20 protein-coding genes are annotated in these 20,059 nt (G+C 45.0%); 12 read left to right on the top strand and 8 right to left on the bottom strand.

Annotated elements, in window-relative coordinates:
• Window position 1 precedes the first annotated feature (1 nt).
• Complete coding sequence (locus VDIS_RS06255; RefSeq protein WP_013336388.1) at window positions 2–1,135, bottom strand: acyl-CoA dehydrogenase family protein; 1,134 nt, start codon at window positions 1,133–1,135, stop codon at window positions 2–4.
• Window positions 1,136–1,337: 202 nt separating this feature from the next.
• Here VDIS_RS06255 and VDIS_RS06260 point away from each other — a divergent pair, with 202 nt between their 5' ends.
• The 4 genes from VDIS_RS06260 (at window position 1,338) to VDIS_RS06275 (ending at window position 5,947) form a co-directional block, all read left to right on the top strand.
• Window positions 1,338–3,104 carry a long-chain-fatty-acid--CoA ligase gene (locus VDIS_RS06260; RefSeq protein ID WP_013336389.1) on the top strand — a complete coding sequence of 589 codons (1,767 nt, stop codon included), beginning with the start codon at window positions 1,338–1,340 and terminating at the stop codon, window positions 3,102–3,104.
• A gap of 62 nt (window positions 3,105–3,166) precedes the next feature.
• The gene (locus VDIS_RS06265; protein WP_013336390.1) at window positions 3,167–4,324 is read left to right on the top strand and encodes a thiolase family protein; all 1,158 of its coding nucleotides are present in this window, start codon (window positions 3,167–3,169) and stop codon (window positions 4,322–4,324) included.
• Window position 4,325: 1 nt separating this feature from the next.
• On the top strand, window positions 4,326–4,667 hold the full coding sequence (locus VDIS_RS06270) for a Zn-ribbon domain-containing OB-fold protein (RefSeq protein ID WP_013336391.1): 342 nt from the start codon (window positions 4,326–4,328) through the stop codon (window positions 4,665–4,667).
• 86 nt (window positions 4,668–4,753) lie between these two features.
• Entirely contained in the window at window positions 4,754–5,947 is a 1,194-nt protein-coding gene (locus tag VDIS_RS06275) for a 3-hydroxyacyl-CoA dehydrogenase (protein ID WP_013336392.1), read from the top strand.
• A gap of 35 nt (window positions 5,948–5,982) precedes the next feature.
• Here the strand turns inward: VDIS_RS06275 and VDIS_RS06280 are convergent, their stop codons facing one another.
• Window positions 5,983–6,702 (bottom strand): B3/B4 domain-containing protein, encoded by a 720-nt coding sequence (locus tag VDIS_RS06280; RefSeq protein ID WP_052885784.1) that lies wholly within the window; start codon window positions 6,700–6,702, stop codon window positions 5,983–5,985.
• 176 nt (window positions 6,703–6,878) lie between these two features.
• Window positions 6,879–7,448, bottom strand: coding sequence for an exosome complex RNA-binding protein Csl4 (locus tag VDIS_RS06285; protein WP_013336394.1), 570 nt, complete (start codon window positions 7,446–7,448; stop codon window positions 6,879–6,881).
• A gap of 85 nt (window positions 7,449–7,533) precedes the next feature.
• On the opposite strand from VDIS_RS06285, the gene surE reads away from it, so the two are divergent.
• From surE to ileS, 3 genes are read left to right on the top strand one after another with little or no spacing between them, the layout of a single operon-like run.
• Window positions 7,534–8,352 (top strand): 5'/3'-nucleotidase SurE, encoded by an 819-nt coding sequence (surE, locus tag VDIS_RS06290; RefSeq protein ID WP_013336395.1) that lies wholly within the window; start codon window positions 7,534–7,536, stop codon window positions 8,350–8,352.
• 43 nt (window positions 8,353–8,395) lie between these two features.
• Entirely contained in the window at window positions 8,396–8,989 is a 594-nt protein-coding gene (locus tag VDIS_RS06295) for a hypothetical protein (RefSeq protein WP_013336396.1), read from the top strand.
• A gap of 32 nt (window positions 8,990–9,021) precedes the next feature.
• Window positions 9,022–12,039: an isoleucine--tRNA ligase gene (gene ileS, locus VDIS_RS06300; protein WP_013336397.1), complete on the top strand. Its 3,018-nt coding sequence runs from the start codon at window positions 9,022–9,024 to the stop codon at window positions 12,037–12,039.
• Here ileS and VDIS_RS06305 read toward each other — a convergent pair.
• Complete coding sequence (locus tag VDIS_RS06305) at window positions 12,033–12,605, bottom strand: ASCH domain-containing protein (RefSeq protein ID WP_013336398.1); 573 nt, start codon at window positions 12,603–12,605, stop codon at window positions 12,033–12,035. The two genes, ileS and VDIS_RS06305, sit on opposite strands and share 7 nt — an antisense overlap.
• A gap of 57 nt (window positions 12,606–12,662) precedes the next feature.
• On the opposite strand from VDIS_RS06305, the gene VDIS_RS06310 reads away from it, so the two are divergent.
• Entirely contained in the window at window positions 12,663–12,983 is a 321-nt protein-coding gene (locus VDIS_RS06310) for a hypothetical protein (RefSeq protein ID WP_013336399.1), read from the top strand.
• A 34-nt stretch (window positions 12,984–13,017) separates the two neighbouring features.
• On the opposite strand, the gene VDIS_RS06315 is transcribed toward VDIS_RS06310, so the two are convergent.
• The 3 genes from VDIS_RS06315 to VDIS_RS06325 form a co-directional block, all read right to left on the bottom strand.
• Window positions 13,018–13,296 carry an ATP cone domain-containing protein gene (locus VDIS_RS06315; RefSeq protein WP_013336400.1) on the bottom strand — a complete coding sequence of 93 codons (279 nt, stop codon included), beginning with the start codon at window positions 13,294–13,296 and terminating at the stop codon, window positions 13,018–13,020.
• Between the two features lie 66 nt (window positions 13,297–13,362).
• Window positions 13,363–14,679 carry a Clp1/GlmU family protein gene (locus VDIS_RS06320; protein ID WP_013336401.1) on the bottom strand — a complete coding sequence of 439 codons (1,317 nt, stop codon included), beginning with the start codon at window positions 14,677–14,679 and terminating at the stop codon, window positions 13,363–13,365.
• A gap of 73 nt (window positions 14,680–14,752) precedes the next feature.
• Window positions 14,753–15,064, bottom strand: coding sequence for a hypothetical protein (locus VDIS_RS06325; RefSeq protein WP_148678268.1), 312 nt, complete (start codon window positions 15,062–15,064; stop codon window positions 14,753–14,755).
• A 134-nt stretch (window positions 15,065–15,198) separates the two neighbouring features.
• Between VDIS_RS06325 and VDIS_RS06330 the strand changes: the two genes are divergently transcribed.
• The 3 genes from VDIS_RS06330 (at window position 15,199) to VDIS_RS06340 (ending at window position 18,988) form a co-directional block, all read left to right on the top strand.
• Entirely contained in the window at window positions 15,199–16,200 is a 1,002-nt protein-coding gene (locus tag VDIS_RS06330) for an AAA family ATPase (RefSeq protein WP_013336403.1), read from the top strand.
• Window positions 16,201–16,280: 80 nt separating this feature from the next.
• Window positions 16,281–17,807 carry a vWA domain-containing protein gene (locus VDIS_RS06335; protein ID WP_245522466.1) on the top strand — a complete coding sequence of 509 codons (1,527 nt, stop codon included), beginning with the start codon at window positions 16,281–16,283 and terminating at the stop codon, window positions 17,805–17,807.
• Between the two features lie 80 nt (window positions 17,808–17,887).
• Window positions 17,888–18,988, top strand: coding sequence for a DNA primase (locus tag VDIS_RS06340; RefSeq protein ID WP_148678269.1), 1,101 nt, complete (start codon window positions 17,888–17,890; stop codon window positions 18,986–18,988).
• On the opposite strand, the gene VDIS_RS06345 is transcribed toward VDIS_RS06340, so the two are convergent.
• Window positions 18,985–19,410: a hypothetical protein gene (locus VDIS_RS06345; protein ID WP_013336406.1), complete on the bottom strand. Its 426-nt coding sequence runs from the start codon at window positions 19,408–19,410 to the stop codon at window positions 18,985–18,987. The two genes, VDIS_RS06340 and VDIS_RS06345, sit on opposite strands and share 4 nt — an antisense overlap.
• 45 nt (window positions 19,411–19,455) lie before the next feature.
• On the opposite strand from VDIS_RS06345, the gene VDIS_RS06350 reads away from it, so the two are divergent.
• On the top strand, window positions 19,456–20,058 hold the full coding sequence (locus VDIS_RS06350; RefSeq protein WP_013336407.1) for a nucleotidyltransferase: 603 nt from the start codon (window positions 19,456–19,458) through the stop codon (window positions 20,056–20,058).
• Window position 20,059: the final 1 nt, after the last annotated feature.

The following is a 20,059-nucleotide window of genomic DNA, read 5'->3' on the forward strand; positions in this document are numbered from 1 at the left end:
ACTAAACACCCTTTGGAAGCCCAAGCACGAGCTCTCCAAGGAGGTTACGCAGGATTTCAGAAGTGCCGGAGAGTATTGTATAGCCCTTACTATCTATATACCCAAAAGACCACTCGAATAAATCACCCTCAGCAAGAGCCTCGGGACCCAGCTTCGACACCGCCGCTATGTATATCTTCTCGAGAACCTCGGACGCCAACAACTTTATTGAAGCAGCCTCGGGCCCTACCATCTCACCCCTCAGTGCGAGCATGAGCATTCTATCATAAAGCTCCTTAACTGCCAGCGCCTCCTCGAGGAGCGCCAACGTATCCGCATCGCGCCTCACCTCCACCAGGTGCCTAGCGGCACTTGCTGCGGCGTAGGCGAAGGCGCCGCCTATGTTCAGTCTCTCGAAGTTCAGGGTAGTCATGGCAACCCTCCAGCCATCACCAACTTTACCAACCACGTTATCCTTGGGAACCTTAACATTATCTAGGAAGACCTCACTAAATCCAGGCCTGCCGTTAATCTGCTTTATCGGTCTATAGGTAATCCCCTCAGACCTGGTGTCTACGATAAACATCGTTAAGCCCTTATGCCTTTCCTCAGGTGAGCCAGTCCTAGCGAGCACTAGGTAGTAATTAGCCAAGTGGAAGTCGCTACTCCAGACCTTCCTACCATTCAGTACAAAGTAATCACCCCTATCCTCAGCCTTGGTGGTTATTGCCGCCAAGTCCGAGCCGCAGCACGGCTCGGAGAAGCCCTGGGCCCAGACATCCTCACAAGTCAATATCCTCCTTAAATACCTCCTTTTCTGCTCTTCACTGCCATGAAACAGAATGGCGGGGCCCGCCACGGATAAGCCAATTCCTGGACAGCCGGGGTAGACAATACCGAGACTAAGCGCCACATCCCTAACTACTAACTCCTTCCTTACGTCATCGCCATACCCACCATACTCCTTAGGCCAACTTATGCCGACTAAGCCGGCATTATATAATGTCCTGTGCCACCTAACGGCGGCATCAATGAACCTAGGGTCCTCATAGTACCAACCAATACCACCACGCCTAATCCTCATCTCAGGAGGAGCATTCTTAATAAACCAATCCTTAACGTAATCCCTAAACCTCTCGAGTTCCGACTCAGACATATAACATTATTAGTTATTAGTTAATTGACTCTTAATAAACATTACCTCATCATTAATCATAATAATGTAAAGCGATCATACCATCAATATCCACAGCATGGTTTTATAGTAATATATCTATCAATTCATAATCAATAATAAACGAATCAATAATATGTACTTTCGAGAAAAACTTAAATAATTTTTATTTATAATAAATTCAATGAATGAGCAGATCCAGCAACAACATAAGTATAATACAGAAGAAGAAGTCTTTAATGAAATTATACCTGGCTACCAATTAACTATTGACAAAATACTCAAGACAGGCATAACGCTATTTCCCAATAATGAAATTGTTTATTGGCCTCCAAATGGCCGTAGGCTCCACTTCACATTTAAAGAATTTAATGAAAGGGTTAACAGGCTTGGTTGGGTCCTTAAGGAACTCGGCGTAATTAGTGGTGACCCAAGGAGAATGGGTACGAGGGTTGCCATATTTGATTGGAACACGCATAGATTCCTTGAATTGCTATATGCAGTGCCCATGTACGGTGCAGTGCTCCAACCAGTTAACATTAGGTTGGCGCCTGAGGAGATCATCTACGTGATGAATAAGTCCAGGGACGAGGTAGCCTTTGTAAATGCTGACTTCCTACCATTGATAAAGGCGATAGCCCCAAAGCTTGAGTACCTAAGGAAAATAGTCGTTATGCATGATGGTGAGGAGCCGATAAAGATTGAGCGCATTAGCAATGCTGAGGTATACGATTATGAGGAGTTAATGAAGGAGGCCAGGGAATTCAACTACCCGGAGGAGCTTGATGAGAGGACTGTCATGGTGATGATGTACACCTCAGGCACCACAGGGTTGCCCAAGGCAACGATATTTAGGCATAGGGAGATAGTACTGCATGCAATCGCCGTATTAATAATCGCAGTGTGGAATTGGTACCCAGCGCATTACCTAAGGTTCACTAGGAATGCCTATAACCCACTCGGTGAGCCATCGCTTCTCCTTGTACCATTCTACCACGTGCTCGGTTGGGGAGCGCCGTACTATAACATCATGGGCGGTACACCGAAGATAGTACTGCCGGGTAGGTATGAGTGGAACCATATTATTAGGTTGATTAAGGAGGAGAAGGTAAAGAATGCGGGTGGCGTGCCAACAATGTTGTACCTAATGTTGAACAGTCCTGAGCTCAAGGACGTGGACCTAAGGGGGTTCCTATGGAGTCTTGGTGGTGCGGCGGCTACCAAGGGGTTAATTGAGGAGGCCAGGAAGAGGGGCGTGATATTGACTAATGGTTACGGATTGACGGAGACGGCACCGGTTGTTATAGCGCCTACACTGTCGCCGGACCTAATAATGAACCTAAGCGAGGAGGAACTACAGGAATTAGTGGTCAACAGCATTGGAAAGCCCCTACCATTTGTCCAGGCCAGGGTGGTTGATGAGGAGGGTAGGGATGTGCCTAAGGATGGAAAAACCGTGGGCGAGCTGGTGCTGAGGGCTCCCTGGATAACCCTGGGCTATTACGGAGACCCAGAGAAAACAAGGGCTGCCTTCAAGGATGGTTGGTTCCACACCGGGGACTTGGCAACGTGGGATGAGAGGGGGTTCATATACATTGTAGATAGGGCTAAGGACGTTATCAAGAGTGGCGGTGAGTGGATATCAAGCCTTAAACTTGAGAGCTTAATATCACTCCACCCAGCGGTTGCGGAGGTGGCAGTCATAGGCGCTACGCATGAGAAGTGGGGTGAGAGGCCCGTGGCCATTGTCGTGCTGAGGCCAGAATTCAAGGGCAGGGTTAAGGAGGAGGATATCATAAATCACGTGAGGACGTTCGTTGATGAGGGCGTTATACCGAAGTGGTGGGTGCCTGACAAGGTGATATTCGTTGATGAGCTTCCAAAGACCGGCGCGGCCAAGATCGATAAGAAGGTGCTTAGGGATAGATATAGAGATGTATTGATTAAGTAATGAAAATAATTATTCTCATTAAGAATTAAAAATAAATTTATTCCTATTAATCAGGGTAATTTATGAGAAAGGCATACATAACGGGCTTTCACCAGGTAATTGAGAAGGAGAGCAGGAGAAGCTTCTTTGAATTGATTGGCGAGACCGTACAAAGGACGCTTGAGATGGGTGGTATCAGTATTGATGAGGTGGACGGGTTGGGCATTGTTCACACCACCGCGGTTGATGAAAGGCCGATCAGGATAATGCTCGCTAACCAAGTCGCCAATTACCTGGGCATTGGGAGGCTTAGGTACATTGACGTGGCTGAGTTTGGCGGTGCCTCATTCAATGCCCTTGTTTATCGGGCCGTTAAGGCAGTGGAGAATGGGCTTGCGAGGGCTGTCCTGGTAATTGGCGGTGGCAAGAGTAGCGTATTTAGGAGGAGGGGCATTGATGAGGGTCTTGTGGCTAGGAACTACGTAAGTACCCACAGGGTTATTGAGTTCTTACCAACCAGTGACTACGCCATGGTGGCACTGAGGTACTCACACGTGTATAACGCCACTGATGAGGGCAGGGCAATGATCGCAGTTAGAGAGAGGGCCAATGCTAGGTATAATAAGGATGCAATATTCAGGGAGCCGATAAGCGTTGCCGATGTATTGAACTCACCAATGGTGAGTTATCCACTGAGGCTACTGGAGGTTGTGATGCCTGTGGATGGTATGTCGACTTTCCTAATCGTTAATGAGAGCTTGGCTGGGAAGTCGAAGATCACGCCCATCTCTATCCTTGGCTATGGCGAGGCCCACGATCCAAGCCCACTCTTTGATAGGGATGACATATTGAATACAGTTATCCCAATAAGCGCAGGCAAGGCGCTTAGCGAGGCCAACATTGGCATAAACGATATTGACCTATTCATGCTTTACGACGCATACACAATAATGGTCGTGCTGGAGCTAGAGGGTATTGGCTTGGCCGAAAAGGGCTTGGGTTGGCGGTTCGCAGAGTATCATGATTTCTCGCCGTCGTCAACATACCCAATAAACGTTAATGGTGGTTCCCTAAACACTGGGCAACCAGCGTACATGAGTGGCGGCGTGATACTCACTGAGGCATTAATCCAGCTGTCTGGCATGGCCGGTGAGAGGCAGGTTAAGGGAGCCCGTAGGGCACTTGTTAATGCAATTGGCGGCATACTTAATCATTCAACAACCTTGGTCCTTGGTGTTTAGTATGGAGCTCGAAGAATTACTGAAGGAGTACAATAGAATCTATGAAAATGGGTTAGTGCCAATAACACGGTGCAGGGCATGCGGCTATAAGTTCCACATGCCAAGGACCAGGTGCCCCAGGTGCGGCTCAACGAATCTAGAAGTTATTGGCTACGGCGAGGGCACCATCTACTCATACACAATAATAGAGAGAGGATTGCCAACAAGGACAGTAGTCGTTCTCGCAGACCTCGATGGAGCCAAGGTTAAGGCGAATTACGTTGGTGATTTGAATGCGCTGAAGATAGGGGCTAGGGTCAGGGTTGTTAGGAGGGATGGTAATATATACTTTACAAATTATTAAATAGCAATACATTTATTATATATGAAAATATATTAAGAGTAAAAATACACCTAATATTTACATTTACGGGTACTTCTACTGATTATATGGTCGAGAGAATTCTCATAGTTGGATTTGGGACCATGGGGAGCGGTATAGCCGAGGTCTTTGCCATGAATGGCTTTGAGGTAAATGTCTATGATGCCTACAGGGACGTAATACCCAGGAGCCTTGAGGGTATTAGGTGGAGCCTTGGTAAGCTACGTGAAAAGGGCTCTCTTCGTGAGGACGTTGATACCGTCATGAAGAGGATTCATGTGTTTGATAATCTGGGTAATGCGGCCAGGGATGTTGATTTGGTAATTGAGGCTGTGTTCGAGGATCCAAAGGTTAAGCACCAAGTATATAGGGAGTTGGAGGGTTACGTCGGTAAGGACGTAATAATAGCGAGCAACACAAGCGGTATACCAATAACCTACTTGCAATCGGTGCTTCAGTATAAGGGTAGATTCGCGGGCTTCCACTGGTTTAATCCGCCGGTTCTCATGAGGCTTGTGGAGGTTATAAAGGGCAGGGATACCAGTGATGAGACGGCCGGCGCACTCATGGACCTGGCAAGGAGGGTTGGTAAGGAGCCTATTCTCGTTAGGCGCGATGTAAGGGGTTTCATAGCCAATAGGGTGTTTGGTGTACTGAGTACGCAAGCCTTCATACTATATATGCGGGGCATCTATGACTATAGGGCGATGGACTCGGCGTTGATCTATAGGCTTGGGCTCCCTATGGGCGTCTTCGCACTCACGGACTTCACCGGGGGAATAAAGCTGAGTTATGAGAGTAGGAACCTATTTGAGGAGATAGATAGGGTGGCGCCTGAGACCGAGCCATCCAAGGGGCTGGCTAAGGCAAGAACATTTGTGTTCAGCCTAATTGAGAAAATGTACAGAGAGGGTAGGATAGGCATAAGGACTGGGAAGGGGTTCTATGAATACCCGGAGCCGGGCAGGTGGGTTAGGCCGGATATACCGAGGGAATTGGCCGACAAGGTGAATTTACTGGACCTGCTGGCGCCCATGGTCAACGAATCACTAAGAATGGAGAGGCTGGGTATATGCACCAGGGGTGATATAGACAAGGCACTAAAGCTTGGCTATAACTGGCCAAAGGGCTTATTTGAGATATACGGCAGAGACTTCACCGCAACGGATGTGGTGAATACGCTTAGGAGGATGAGCGACTTAATCCCAGACCTAAGGGAGTTCTATGAACCAGACCCAGCACTACTAAATGAGACTAAGTGATCGTTGGCCCTAAACAGAGTCAAAATCGTAACCCATCACGCGTTTATATCCCTTTCATCCCTAACCACTGTAGGATTAACGTGGGCGTTTCCTCCCAGGTACTTAACCGCCAGGTCAATTATAAATTGGGCGGAATTAATTAGCCTATCTTCATCGATGCCAGGCACTCCAGCAGTTACGATTAAGACATTCCTCGTCTCAGGCCTTATCTTGGTGGTCTCGGAATCCCTATAGGGATACACATGCAGTATTAAGCCATCCATTGTCGAGAGTATGATCTGGTTGCTGGTTAAGGATTTCCGTGGTGAGCCGATTGGGTTAAAGACCTCGCCATCCCTGGCATAACGAATGACCAGGTCTCTACCACCAAAACTATCGATGTCATAAAGCCCAATGGGCACGAGGTACTTTATACTCGCCGCATTACCAATATCAACCATCGGATTAATCCTTGGCAAATCCTCACCCCTAAGAACCCTCCTAAGCAACGCCTCCTGGGCAGGCCTCTGCTTTGTCGGGTCTATACCAAGCTCATGCCAATAGAAATCCCTGTAACGTCTAATGATTGGGTCATCCTTGAGACTGTCAAGGCTATACTTCGATCTAACCTCCTTAACAGTATCATTAATAACCGTCAACAACTCGCTTGGGTACTCGCCATTCCTCACATTATGTACAATGCCTACACCGACAAAGACCTTACCTCTGAGCTTATTGTCTATTGAGAATTTCACAAGGGCTTGTGTAGAACCCATTCATATTAAGCTTTACTGCGAAGTCAGCTCTGGTGCCACTCCTCATTATTCAGAAATACCAGTCATCATCACCATAAATTCATTAACTAAGGAAGTTTTTAATACCTACCTCAACGCATTTAATACGGTGATGACCACCTCGACCCCTGAACAGTGAAGAATGGTATTACGACTGATCAAGCCCAATACTCAACAAGACTAACCTTACGCCTAACAACGGCACCACAATTAGGACATTGAAGCAACTCCCCACTCCTCCACTTTAATGGATGACCACACCTAGGGCATCTCGCATAAACCACACCGAGCTGCGCATCCCTTAGAGTCAACGTGTACGGCGGGTCCTTCGATATTACCCTAGCCCTAATTATATCGCCAATGCCAAGAACCTCGCTGGCGCTACCTGGTTTACCATTTAATAATTGAGATGGAGGTACTATACCTGTCACATCATCCTTTAGTAATGTCTTATTGCCATTATTCTCAACACCAATTATCTTCACAATGACAACCCTATCATTTGGTATCGCCACAACCTTACCATAAACAATATCGTTCACCCTCAACAACAAATTACTACTCCTTATGGGTTTAACGCTGATTATGTGATCCTTATCATTGCGTATGACTACCCCCATGACCTGAGCCCTTAATTTACCATCTGCATCAACCTCAACATTCTCCCCGGGCAGGTATTCCTCAGCGACACCAACAACATCTCCTGGAGCAACAACCTCCTTACTCATGGCTCATCCACCACTTAAATCCTGACTTACAGTCCTTGACTAGTGAGCACGAAACCCTTTATAAACCTATACCCTAAGAGTCATTGTGGTTAAGATACTCGTAACGAATGACGATGGCATATACAGTCCAGGGCTCAGGATGCTGTATGAATACGTAAAGGACCTAGGCGAGGTTTATGTCGTAGCTCCAGAAACGCCCAAATCAGCCTCCGGTCTCGGCATAACGCTTCACAAACCTCTCAGAGTCTCAGTAATGGACTTATGTGGCTTTAAGGTATATGCGACATCTGGTACGCCCTCTGACACGATATATCTAGCGGCCTTGGAAATAACGGGCAGTGTTGACCTTGTCCTCTCGGGGATAAACATTGGTGATAACACATCAATGCAGGTAATACTATCATCGGGAACCCTCGGCGCCGCATTTCAAGCGGCACTGCTTGGTATCCCAGCCATTGCGTATTCCGTCGATGTTGAGAGCAGCGATGAGATTGAGGGTAATGATGAGCTTGAGCCTGTGCTTAGGGCTGTGGTTAGGGAGTCGGCTATGTTCGTGCTTAAGCACGGCATGCCCAGGGGCGTTGATGTAATTAGCATAAACTTCCCAAGGACCGTTAGCAGGGACATTAAGGTTAAGCTTGTTAGGGCTTCAAAGCTTAAGTTTTCTGAGAAGATTGACGTTAGGGTCGACCCACGTGGAGGTAAGTATTACTGGCTATTTGGTTCGTTAATTGAGCCTGAGGAGAACACGGATACATACGTTGTGCATAAGGAGGGTAATATTGCGCTTACGCCGTTGACACTGGACATGAATGCGATTGGCCCGCGTCAGGAGGTCGATATGAATAGCCTTAATAGGCTTGTTGACATACTGAATACGGCATTACTGCGCTTTCGAAGTTAAGAGAAATAGAACTTATAAAGTCAATCATGTTAATTAACATGGTATGGGTAGTCATCAAATGCTATATTTCGATGAGGTAAGGAGGGGTAATTATACGGTATTTGTGAATCACGTACTTGAGCAGATACCAGTAGCTTATAGGGTGGGTGCGGTTGACATAGAGGTGCTTAATAAATATAGGGACGATTTACTTGATATTGCTGATGAGTTAGGTGAGATTTATTGTACGGCTATGTCGACAGTCAATATGGACTTCTTTAAGGGAGGTGCTTGCATAGAATTTATTAAACAGTATTGGCGTGATTTTATCACAGATATTGATAGAAATGAGCATTGGATTAATATGATTATATACATGCTCAAGTTGTTTAGCGTCAATGTGGGTGTAACTGCACTGGTAACCTTACCAATACAATTGAGCTCATTAGCTGTGTCAATAATTAGCAGGGAGAATAAGCCAGTGACCCAGTTAGTGAATGCCCTTGGAAAGCTCTCAGCATTAACGGCAGCCTTCTATGCGGAGGCGCTGGTTCACTTACTGACTGAAAATGTCGGTGTGCCATTAAGCGCCTTCATGATACTTGCGGGAGGTGTCGTAAATGAGCTACTGAAGGTCTATGGTAGTGCCATTGCGTGAAATTTTTAAATACTCAATATAGTTTATGGTGGGTGTCCGTTATTGATTCACGCTTCACCCTGGAGACTCAATTCGATGTAAAAAGGATCGAGGAGGTGGTTAGGCAGTATTGGCATGAGGCGAATATTGAGGGTAAGTGGCATGAAGGCCCTGTAAATGTTAATAAGTGGTATACATTCCTCGAGGGCCCACCAACGACTAATGGCTTCCCACATGTTGGTCATATTAGGGGTAGGACGTATAAGGACGTTGTCCTTAGGTACCATAGGCTACTTGGTTATAGGGTTTGGGCGCAGGGTGGTTGGGATGAGCAGGGGTTGCCGGTGGAGATTGAGGTTGAGAAGAAGCTTGGGCTTAGGACTAAGAAGGATATTGAGAAGGTTGGTTATGATAAATTCAGCCTTGAGTGTAACTCATTGGTTGATTACTACCTTGAGAAGTGGAGGGAGGTTGGTACGAGGAAACTTGGTCTATGGTTAGACCTTGATAAGGCCTATGAGACTAGGAAGCCGTACTACATAGAGCATGTTTGGGCCTTCTTGAAGAATGCCTGGGAGAAGGGATTGCTATTTGAGGATTATAGGGTGCTACCATTCTGCCCAAGGTGCGAAACAGCCCTTAGTGATGCCGAGGTTGACCAGGGCTATGAGGATAGGGAGGACCCGTCAATATATGTTAAATTCCCCGTTGAGGGCGTAAGCAATACGTACCTTGTTATTTGGACCACAACGCCTTGGACGCTAATTGATAATGAGGCTGTGGCTGTTAATCCCAACTTTAACTACGCATTGGTTAAAGTCAATATTAATAATACCACGGAGTATCTATGGCTCGCTGAGCCCCTTGTGCCTAAGTTAATGGAGAAGTTCCGAATTAAGGATTATGAAATTGTTAGGGTTGTTAAGGGTTCAGAATTAGCTGGGACTAGGTATAGGCATATATACATGGAGAGGGTACCAATACATGCAAGTCATATTGAGAGAGCTCATTACGTGGTTCTTGCGGACTTTGTAACGCTTGAGGAGGGTACTGGGCTTGTCCACATAGCCCCTGCCCATGGCCCTGAGGACTTTGAGACGGCTAAGAAGTATGGCCTACCGATTACGAACTCTGTGGAGATAAATGGGATATTCAATGAAAATGGTGGTGAATTTAAGGGTAGGTATTGGCTTGATGTTTCCCAGGAAGTAATTAAGGATTTGAAGGAGAGAGGCTTACTACTTCATTACGAGACGATAGTGCATGCGTACCCACATTGTTGGAGGTGCGGTACGCCGTTGATTTATAGGTCTGATAGGCAGTGGTTCATTAGGGTATCAGCATACAGGGATAAGCTGGTTGAGGAGCTTAAGAAGGTGAAGATATACCCGGACTTCCTGAGGGATAGGTTTGATAACTGGGTTGCCAATGCCAGGGATTGGACGATATCGAGAAGTAGGGTTTGGGGTACGCCATTACCTGTTTGGCGTTGTAAGGATGACCCAAGTAAAGTCCTCGTCATAGGTTCGCTGGATGAGTTAAGGAAGTACGCTAAGTTCATACCCAATGTACCAAGTGAGATGCTTGTTCATAGGCCGTGGATTGACATGGTGAAGATAGAGACCGAGGACTGTAAGGAATGGGTTAGGGAGCCATTCGTTGTTGATGTGTGGATGGACAGCGGTGTTGCCTGGATTGCAAGTGTTGATGGGCTTAGAAATAAGGAGTTATTCAATAGGTTATATCCGTATGACTGGGTTACAGAGGCAATAGATCAGACCAGGGGTTGGTTTTACTCGCTGCTTGTCACGTCAGTACTATGGATGGGCAGGGCGCCCTATAAGTCCATATTAATTAGTGGTCACGTTGTTGATAAGTATGGTCAGAAGATGAGTAAGTCTAAGGGCAACGTGGTTTGGGCCGAGGACTTATTCAATAAGTGGGGTGCTGACCCAACGAGGCTTTACCTACTCACAAAGTCTGCCCCCTGGGATACAATGTCGGTTGACCCAGACGAGATCGCCGAGACAAGAAGCATACTTTCAATACTTTGGAATGTGGTTAAATTCGCAGATACCTACATGACCCTTGACAGGTTTGACCCAGCCGTGCATAGGCTTGAGGATTTAATTAGTAAGGGGTTAATTGAGGATAGGTGGTTGCTTAGTAGGTTCTATAGTAGGTTACGTAGGTTCATTAATTATATGAATGGCATGGAGCTTCATATGGCAGCAAGGGAATGGGTTAGCCTGGTTGTTGATGATTTAAGCCACGGCTATATTAGGCTTATTAGACGCAGGGTCTGGACCGAGGAGAGCAGGGAGGATAAGTATGCAGCGTATGCCGTACTTTACCACGTGATTAAGGGAGCCTTAATAATGGGCTCAGCCTTAGTGCCGCATATAACCGAGTATCTTTGGAATGCTTTTGTTAGAAAGTTTGAGAGGAATGAGGCAGAGAGTGTGCACTTAACGTTATTACCCCAGGTGAATGAGGGATACATAAATGAGAAGTTGGAGGGAGCCTTTGACTTACTATTTGCCATGTTCTCAGACATAGCGGAGATGAGGAATAGAATAAAGGTTAAGCTTAGGTGGCCCCTGGCAAGGGCGGTAATTAAGGTTGAAAATGCCAATAACCTAGAAATGCTGAGGCAGGTGAAGCACTTGCTTGAGTACTTAGCCAATGTTAAGGAGGTGGAACTTGTGAGTGAGATTGGTCAATGTAATGAGGATGAGTATGTTAGGGCTCAGGGAAGGGGTTACGAGATATGCCTCAGTAAGGTCATGGATAGGAAGCTCTATTACGAAGCCCTCGCCAGGGAAGTTGTCAGGCGTATACAGACAATGAGGGCTAAGGCTAATCTGAAGGTTGATGAGAGGATTAGGGTATACGTTAATACGAATAGTGACGACCTGTTGGCGGCCATTAAGGAGTTCATGGTCTACATAACGAATGAGGTTAGGGCTGTAGACGTCGTTGTTGGTAATGTGCCGGCAAGTGCCTTCGCCATGGACTGGGACATTGAGGACATGAGGGTTAGGATAGGGATAGAACGCATTACTCAATAATCCGTTATAATACCCATGCGAATGAGGTGCTTAAGCACCCTTCTAACAACCTTTCTAATCACGACCCTACCCCTGAGGGAATTGAATAACTTAACCGCCGCCTTACGAACACTCCCTTCATTAACTAATTCCTGCAGTACCCTCCTCTCTTCCTCACTCATTGGTACATTATACCTAAGCGCCAGCCTGGCTATATCGACGGGGCTAAGCCCAACTGAACCATCATCTCTACGACCAATTACTCTAGTAACCTCCAGCGTGAGTATCGTGACCCAGTCATTATTGGTAATACTGCCATAAATGCTCTTTAACTCATCGATTAATGCTTCACGGCTGGTGAAGCCATCTGTGATTGCATCCTCATCTGTCAATTCCGAAATCCTCTTATACAGCACATTAACTATGCGTGCTTTAGCAACCACCATACCACCACTGTGGATAAACACCTCCCTATACTTCGGCCTAATGATGCCAAGCCTAATTGTCGTGAATCTACCATTACTCAGCTTATCCAGGTATTTCGACTTAAGCATTAGGTGCCTACCCAGGTAAACGATCCTACGCATCCCTACGGTTAATGAGGGAGAGAGCACTTTTAAAAGCGTTTATTCGCGATATATCTGATGAACCTTGGAAGTATCGTTAAATACGCAAATGCAGCCTATGCGGGTCTAATGATAGGATTAGCGGTATACTTTATAGTATTGATTAAGCATGGCTATACATTTGTGCCATCGGGCTCGATAAGTATTAATCAGTTATATGCATCAGGTACGTTGGGGCCATTAATGCTTGGTATTATTCCCTGGGTCATCATGGTTATGATTGTCGCAACAATATTTATCATCCTAATAAATATGATTTATGAAAATAGTCTAAGACCTAAGAGAGAAGTTACGAAAAGGAAAAAAGAGGAGAGGGGAAAGGGTAGGAGTAAAAAATAATGATGAATTTTGACCATTTATCGAGTCGAGAATGCTATTCAAGTTCCTTCTCAGTCAGTCTACGTTTTACAGCCCTATCGAAGACTATCCAATTCCTGTACCACTCCTCATTAACCTTCTTAAGCTCAGTTAATATAGCCTTAGTTAGGTCCTTAGCCGTGACCTTATCAACATCCATGAACTGACACTCAACCTTCCTGGCAATCCTCCTAGCAACATCAATCGGTGCGCCCGTCTTAAGTATGCTGACTATAACCTTCTCAATTATGAAGTCCTCCTCAGAACCATCCCTCTTAATCACCTTATTTACCATACTAATAATTAATAAAATCTTACCTAAAAATACCTTTCCCAAATAATTAAATATTAGTCCTAATTACTACCTTCTAAGGATATTTTGTGAGGACAGCAGTGATTCAATTTTATTAATATAAAGCGTCTTCTCAACCTCCTCATAATTGTCATTAACCCTGATCATACCAAGCCTAATGTGGTCGACCAGGTCCTCATTATTAAAGGACTTGGGTATTGATATCACGGCCTTGCCAGTGTTATAGTATATTTTCTGCAACACACCCAATGATAACAGATAATTATTCTTATCCTCCAATGCCACGAGTAGACCTCTCTCCCAATTTATTGGTAGTATTGCTATGCTAACATCACCAAGATTCTTAACCTGAAATTCCTTAACATTGCCTATGGCCACAGCAACCCCTCCCCACTGCTCAACATAATGTATTGATATGTTGAGACTCCTTTGAATTAACTTCGTAATATAACTATCATACCTTAACCCGTTGAATAATGGTAAATTCACAATGGGCTTTTCCCTAAGGCTAATGCTTAATTCCCTGGAGGGCATTAGGTACTTACTATAGCCCATTTCTCTCCGTATCTTCCTATCATCTCTATCCCTAATCCTGGCATTGGGTGGTGATGGTAATATAATTGTATTCTTAATGGCATTAGTCAATTCTTTAAGTAATTCATTTACTTCATCGCCACGCCTAATAACGATGGCATGACTTATGTTCGCACGCCTAATCATCTCAAGCTTAAACTTTACGGCATCTGGTTCCGAGACCCAACCATCCGTATTTATTACTATAGTATCAACGTTATAATTATACTTAAGTTCGTTAACTAACTTTGAAATGGCGTTCAATACGTAATCCCACACATACTCTATACTCGTCGTTTTCACGAATATTGACCTTAAATTTCTCAATTGCGTTAAATGCGTTATGAAGTTTGTAGCCACCGATGCTGATACAGTAGTCGGTGGTCCAACGTCATTTTGACCTGGATCACCATCAATAACACCAACCTTAAGTCCTTCTTTCACGCCCTTATTAACGAGTATTGTTGTTACCGTTGTTTTTCCCACATCCATGGCGCCAAGCACCGCTATAATGGAGTTCCTTAGCTGTATGGTAGATAATGCATTATCCCATGCGTCAATTACCTCGTTGGTTCCATCTATTTTTTCTATCTTTCCCTCAGGACCAAGCACAACGTCTATTTTACTTTCGCTAAGTGACTTTGCGATTATCCTTCTACCCCTCATGACGGTGAATGAATTACCAGGACCATACTCAACACCTAGCACGTAGAGTTTACCATCAATTATTCTAATACTCGCTGGGCCATCAATACTTAGAAATTCATTGGGTCCTACTGACTGTATTTCCACGGGTATAATTATTAATTACGTAATTATTTAAGCTTGATTACTCAATAGGATTAGGAATATGCAGGATAACCCCTTAATACAGTGCCAAATCCCTGAAGTCGTACGGTATTGGCTTACCTTTTTTCTTAAGTTCGTCATATCTACTCGCTAAGAATTCCTCAAGTATTGGGCATCCCTCGTACCTACCCTCCCTTGGGCACCTATGATCCTCGGTATTAAATAATATGAAGCAGTCGCCAGACCTTGTGTCATAGTACGGGCATTTCTTGTAGTAGTCCTTCATTGATCTTATTATCCTGACGATCCATCGTTGCTTTGGGTCCTTTATTTCCCGCTTTAATTCATATTCGTTTAGATCTTCCTCATCTGAGTAACCATACCTCACTAAAACCACCTTTTTCGAAACGACTAAGGCGTTATTGATTAAGGATATTAATACCTTTCTCCTCATGCAGAGGCAAATTAGTTAAAACGATGTAGCACTAAAAATTTAAAGCTCAAGAACTGCGTTTGTACTGAATGGCATCAGGCAAGGAATTGATGGCATTACTACCGAGGTTATCAGACCTGGTTAAGAGGGAGGAGATCCAGGTTAATAAATTGATCGCGGATGCGATAAGAACGAAGGGCGTTAAGAAGATACTCACGGAGTTGGAGAGGGAGCTTAAGGGGTTGAATGATATTGCGATGGACGTGCTAAGCAGCCTTGCGGTGGGTAGGCATGTATTAATAATGGGTCCCGTGGGTATAGGGAAAACCACATTAGCGGAGACCCTGGCTGAAATACTGCATATATCTGAGCCCCCATACATTGAGGTTGCGTGCCATAGCCACATGACGGCGACGGAATTAACGGGAGATATTGATATAGCCGTAGCCCTGCAGGCAGGGCTTGACCATCCACTGGCTTACATACCGGGCCCTCTCGTAATGGCTCATGGCGGTATATTAATACTTGATGAGATAAATAGGTTAAATCCATACAGCCAGGCAGCCCTGCTTCAGGTCCTGCAGGAGCATTACGTGTTTATAAGGGGCTTTAAGATAAGGAGTGACTTCCTCGTAATAGCAACGTCGAACCCAGCTGAGTACTCAGGTGTTTACGAGCTTAGTGAGGCATTGGCTGATAGGATGAAGGTTGTGGAGATACCATACCCAGACAAGGACCTACTCAAGTCAATACTTTCCTGGAAGAGTAGCCTATACATGGAGCACCTAGGCCTTAAGGCTCCGGACGCATTAACGGAGGTTACGGCGACATTCATGACGTTAGTCGCCCAGGATAGCAATATTGAGGTGGGTCCAAGTATTAGGTCTGCGATTTATGCAATTACCACGGCCATGTCCAGGGCCTGGCTTGAGGGTAGGGAGGTCTCATTAAATGACTTGAAGAGGGAGATCATTAGTAACATGGTTAATGTCGTGCGTGGTAACTTTGCCAGTGAGACTGAGAAGAAGGATTACCTTGCACGTAAGTTTGACGAGGCCGTGATGATGTATAGGAGATATTCAAGGAGATGAGCATTAATATGAACAGGCATAAGTAATTAGATGGGTAAGTTATTTAATATGGCGCACATTATCCATAGTGGGGTTAAGACTTGAGCACGAGTATTGACCCAGCACAAATAATTACGAGGGTGCTTAGCAAGGTTTATGAGTATTTACAGGAGGATTCAAGGGTTGTTAGGCCTGGCTCGGTGAGGAGCTTTGAGGCTGCCGCTAATGACATAATGATGAGGATAATAATTGAGGGTGGTGTTGATTATGATAAGTTTAAGGAGACAGTCATTAGGGTCGGCATTGAAAACCTATACTTATCGGTAGAGACCTCGAACCCAGATGATAAGAAGAGGGTTCTTGAGGAGGCATTTGAAAGGGCCTTTGAGGATGTTGAGAGAATGCAGGAGGAGACTGAGGAGGCTTCAACACAGCAGGTTGCCGGATTCAACGTTAATAATGTTGGTGAGGTTACTGAGGGTGAGAATATGGAGAGGGGCGATTATGAGAAGGGCGCGGGTAATATCGGTGGTGGATTTGGTGCTGAGTATAGTGCTGAGGAGAGTCAGGAGTTACCAATGAGCAGGTCATTAATTGCCAATGTCAATGAGCATAGCAAGGATGCAAAGCTCGACTCAATAATATCAACAATATATGAAATTCTATACGGTGGTGTTGGTACTGTTAATTTCCTGAACCTGGCTCAATTAATAAACATGTTCATTGACCCATACGCAAACATTATGGAGAAGATTAAGGTCCTCAGGAAGATGGAGCCATACCTCAGGAATTATGGCTTACTACCCACAGACTTCAGGAGGAGTAGGGATGGGGAGAGGATGTTTGAGGCTTTGAGGAATGTGGTTAGGAATGCGATGAGTGGTATGGGACAGGTGAAGGTCGTTAGGTTCACGGATATCGACAAGTATCCAACATACGTGGTCAGTGTTAGGGAGTATAAGATCGGCGATAATTACTTCGACGTCGACCTGCAGAAGACGGCTATGAACCTAAGTAGGAAGTCCATGATGCATAAATTATTCACGAATAAGGACATCGTGGTTAAGGAGTATGCGAATGTAAAGACAATAGATATCGTACTGTGTCTGGACGTTTCGGGGAGTATGAGGGAGCTTAGTAATGGCATGCCTAAGATAGAGATTGCCAAGGATGCGGTGGCGCAGTACATTCAGTTCCTATCAAAGACAAATGATAGGCTGGCGATGGTATTATTTAACTTCAGGGCTGACGTACTATGGGGACTGCACCAGGTTAGGAGGTATTGGCAGCAAATGAATTACATGCTTAAGTATGTATATGCGGGTGGTGGTACAAACTTGGCCAACGCCCTTGAGAGGTCCAGGGAGGTATTGACCAGGTCCAGGAGTAATTCTAAGCATGTGATTTGCGTAACTGATGGTAGGACTGTTAACTCAAGCATGTGTATTAAAGAGGCCGTTAGGCTTAGGAGGAGTGGCACGACAATATCTACCATAGCCATTGGCGAGAATAGTGATGATGAGTTGCTGATGAGACTTTCGAAGATTGGCGGTGGCCTATTCATAAAGATTAGCAGTATTCATGACCTGGGTAAGGCATTGATAATGGATAAACTACATAGCATGTGACTTAGGGCCCCTAATAATACACTGGGCATTAGCTTGTTTTCTTTATATATTCACATGCGATTATTAATTTGGTGACTTTAGTGCTTAGGTGTTTCAATGATTTCGTAAGTTTCATAGTGAAGTATCCATTTAGTAAGGAGGGGCTTACTAGGTTCAGGGAGATAACGAGTGAGAGGGGGATATACATTAATGACCTTGCAAATTCAGTAGTAGGTAGGCAATTACTTCAGCGGGCTTACGAAATACTCAGTGAGGCTATCCTGAAAAATTCAATAACTGATGATCCCGACCTCGGTGAGGATGAATTACTGGCTCATTACATAGCCATAGTACTTGCGGCGCACCTGGATAAGTCGCTATGGAGGAGGTTCGCGGATGTTGAGAGCAAGAGGTTTTCTGGTAAGTTAGCGCTTGAGGATCCTGACTGCGTGATATACATAGCTAAGGAATTCGGTATTAACGTCATGAGACTTAGAGATCTTGATATTTATGATGAGAGCCTAGCACTGGCGTTTGACGTTGGTGTTAGGGTTTGGGATTACCTGAGATTTATGCCCAAGAACGACCCCTACTGGAAGCTAGTTAATAGGTATCTACTTAAGGGTTGGGTATTGATGACGTATAAGGACCTTGTTAGGCTTGTGGAGGAGGCTGTTGAGAAAAAGGTTCTTGAGCTAATAAGTAAGGCGCACGAGAATCTTGATGAGACGAAGCCGTTAATCGACGCACTCGGTGGTATGAAGGAACTTATGGAATACAGGTCTGGGTTTACGACTAAGGTCAAGGTTCAAATAACTGGATTAACACCACCGTGTATGGAGGCAATAATTAATGAAATTAAGTCTGGAGGTAATCCAAGTCACCAAGCCAGGTTTGCCGTGGCTGCTTACATGCTCAGGAGGTGTCATGACCTTGAGGGTAAGCCCATTGAGGATTGTGTTGAGGATGTTGTTAATTTATTTAAGACCGTGGCTGACTTTGACGAGAAGAAGACTAGGTACCAGGTTGAGCACATAGCTGGGTTGAGGGGTGGGCGTAAGTTCTACATGCCCCCATCCTGTCATGAAATGAATAGCCTGGGGCTATGTCCGACAAACCTTGGATGCGGTGTTAAGAGCCCACTTCAATATACGGCTAAGGCGATTAAGAAGTATCAGTCAATGCAGCAGGCCCAGGGTTAGGCATACATTGTTGTACCCTCACCCTGCCTTTGTTGTTGTGGTAAAGGTGCAATAGGCATCGCAGGTGGAATACCCAATTCCTTAAGTAGCAGGTTTACTTCGAAGAATACGTATTGCCCAATCATCATTTGAATAATTTGTGGAGATTTACCTGAGTTTACGGATTTAGCAATATCCTCAACTTGCCTCGGGTCGCCCTGGATAATTAACGCACCTCTAATCGATATGTTAACTATTGATGGGTTCGAGCTTGCGGCTAGTGAGAATGGTATTTCAACAATGTCACCTCTGACTATTGCGTTGGGACCTATGACGAGGTTAACGTTAAACGCAACCTGCGTTTGGGGTGGTATTAATTGAAGGCGTTCAGCATGTAGGTAATCGAACCTTATGCCCACGGCCTTAAACGATACTCCAGACATACTTGGCAAAACACTTAAATTTAAATGGTAATTTAAAGTCTACGCATGGGGAGTAATCAATCTAGGGAAACCTTGGATTTAATAAGGAAGGCATTGGTAAAGGTGGGTTCTGAATTGAACAAGAGAGGTATTGACTTTATCCTCATTGGTAGTGCGGTGCTACCCCTACTTTACGGAATTGATTGGAACATACATGACATAGATATCTTCATAATAAATAAATCAACAATAACGGAGCCCGAGGTATTTGAGGAAATTGCCAGGGAGAATGATTGGGACGTGGGCATGGACATGAATGGCATGATGTACTACGAAATTCTCGTTAATGCCCAGGTAATTAGGGTTGATCTCATGGAGAACATACTCGACATATATATACCTGAGGAAATGATAAGGAATGCAGTTAAGGTTAAGGTCAACGGTCTTGAAATAAGGAGTATAAGGCTTGAGGACTTACTAGTCCTGAAGGCCAGGGAGGCCAGTGAGGAGGGTGACGAATTTTTGTCGAGGATCGCTGAAATTCTAGCGGACCCAGAGAGTAAGGTAAGTATTGACAAGGAGTACCTGAGGAGGGCCATTAATTACTACGCAGATGATAAAGACTCAATAGAAAGAAGGCTCGAGAAATCAGGCATATATCTCGAGTAAA

Source organism: Vulcanisaeta distributa DSM 14429 (assembly GCF_000148385.1).
Classification (GTDB): domain Archaea; phylum Thermoproteota; class Thermoprotei; order Thermoproteales; family Thermocladiaceae; genus Vulcanisaeta; species Vulcanisaeta distributa.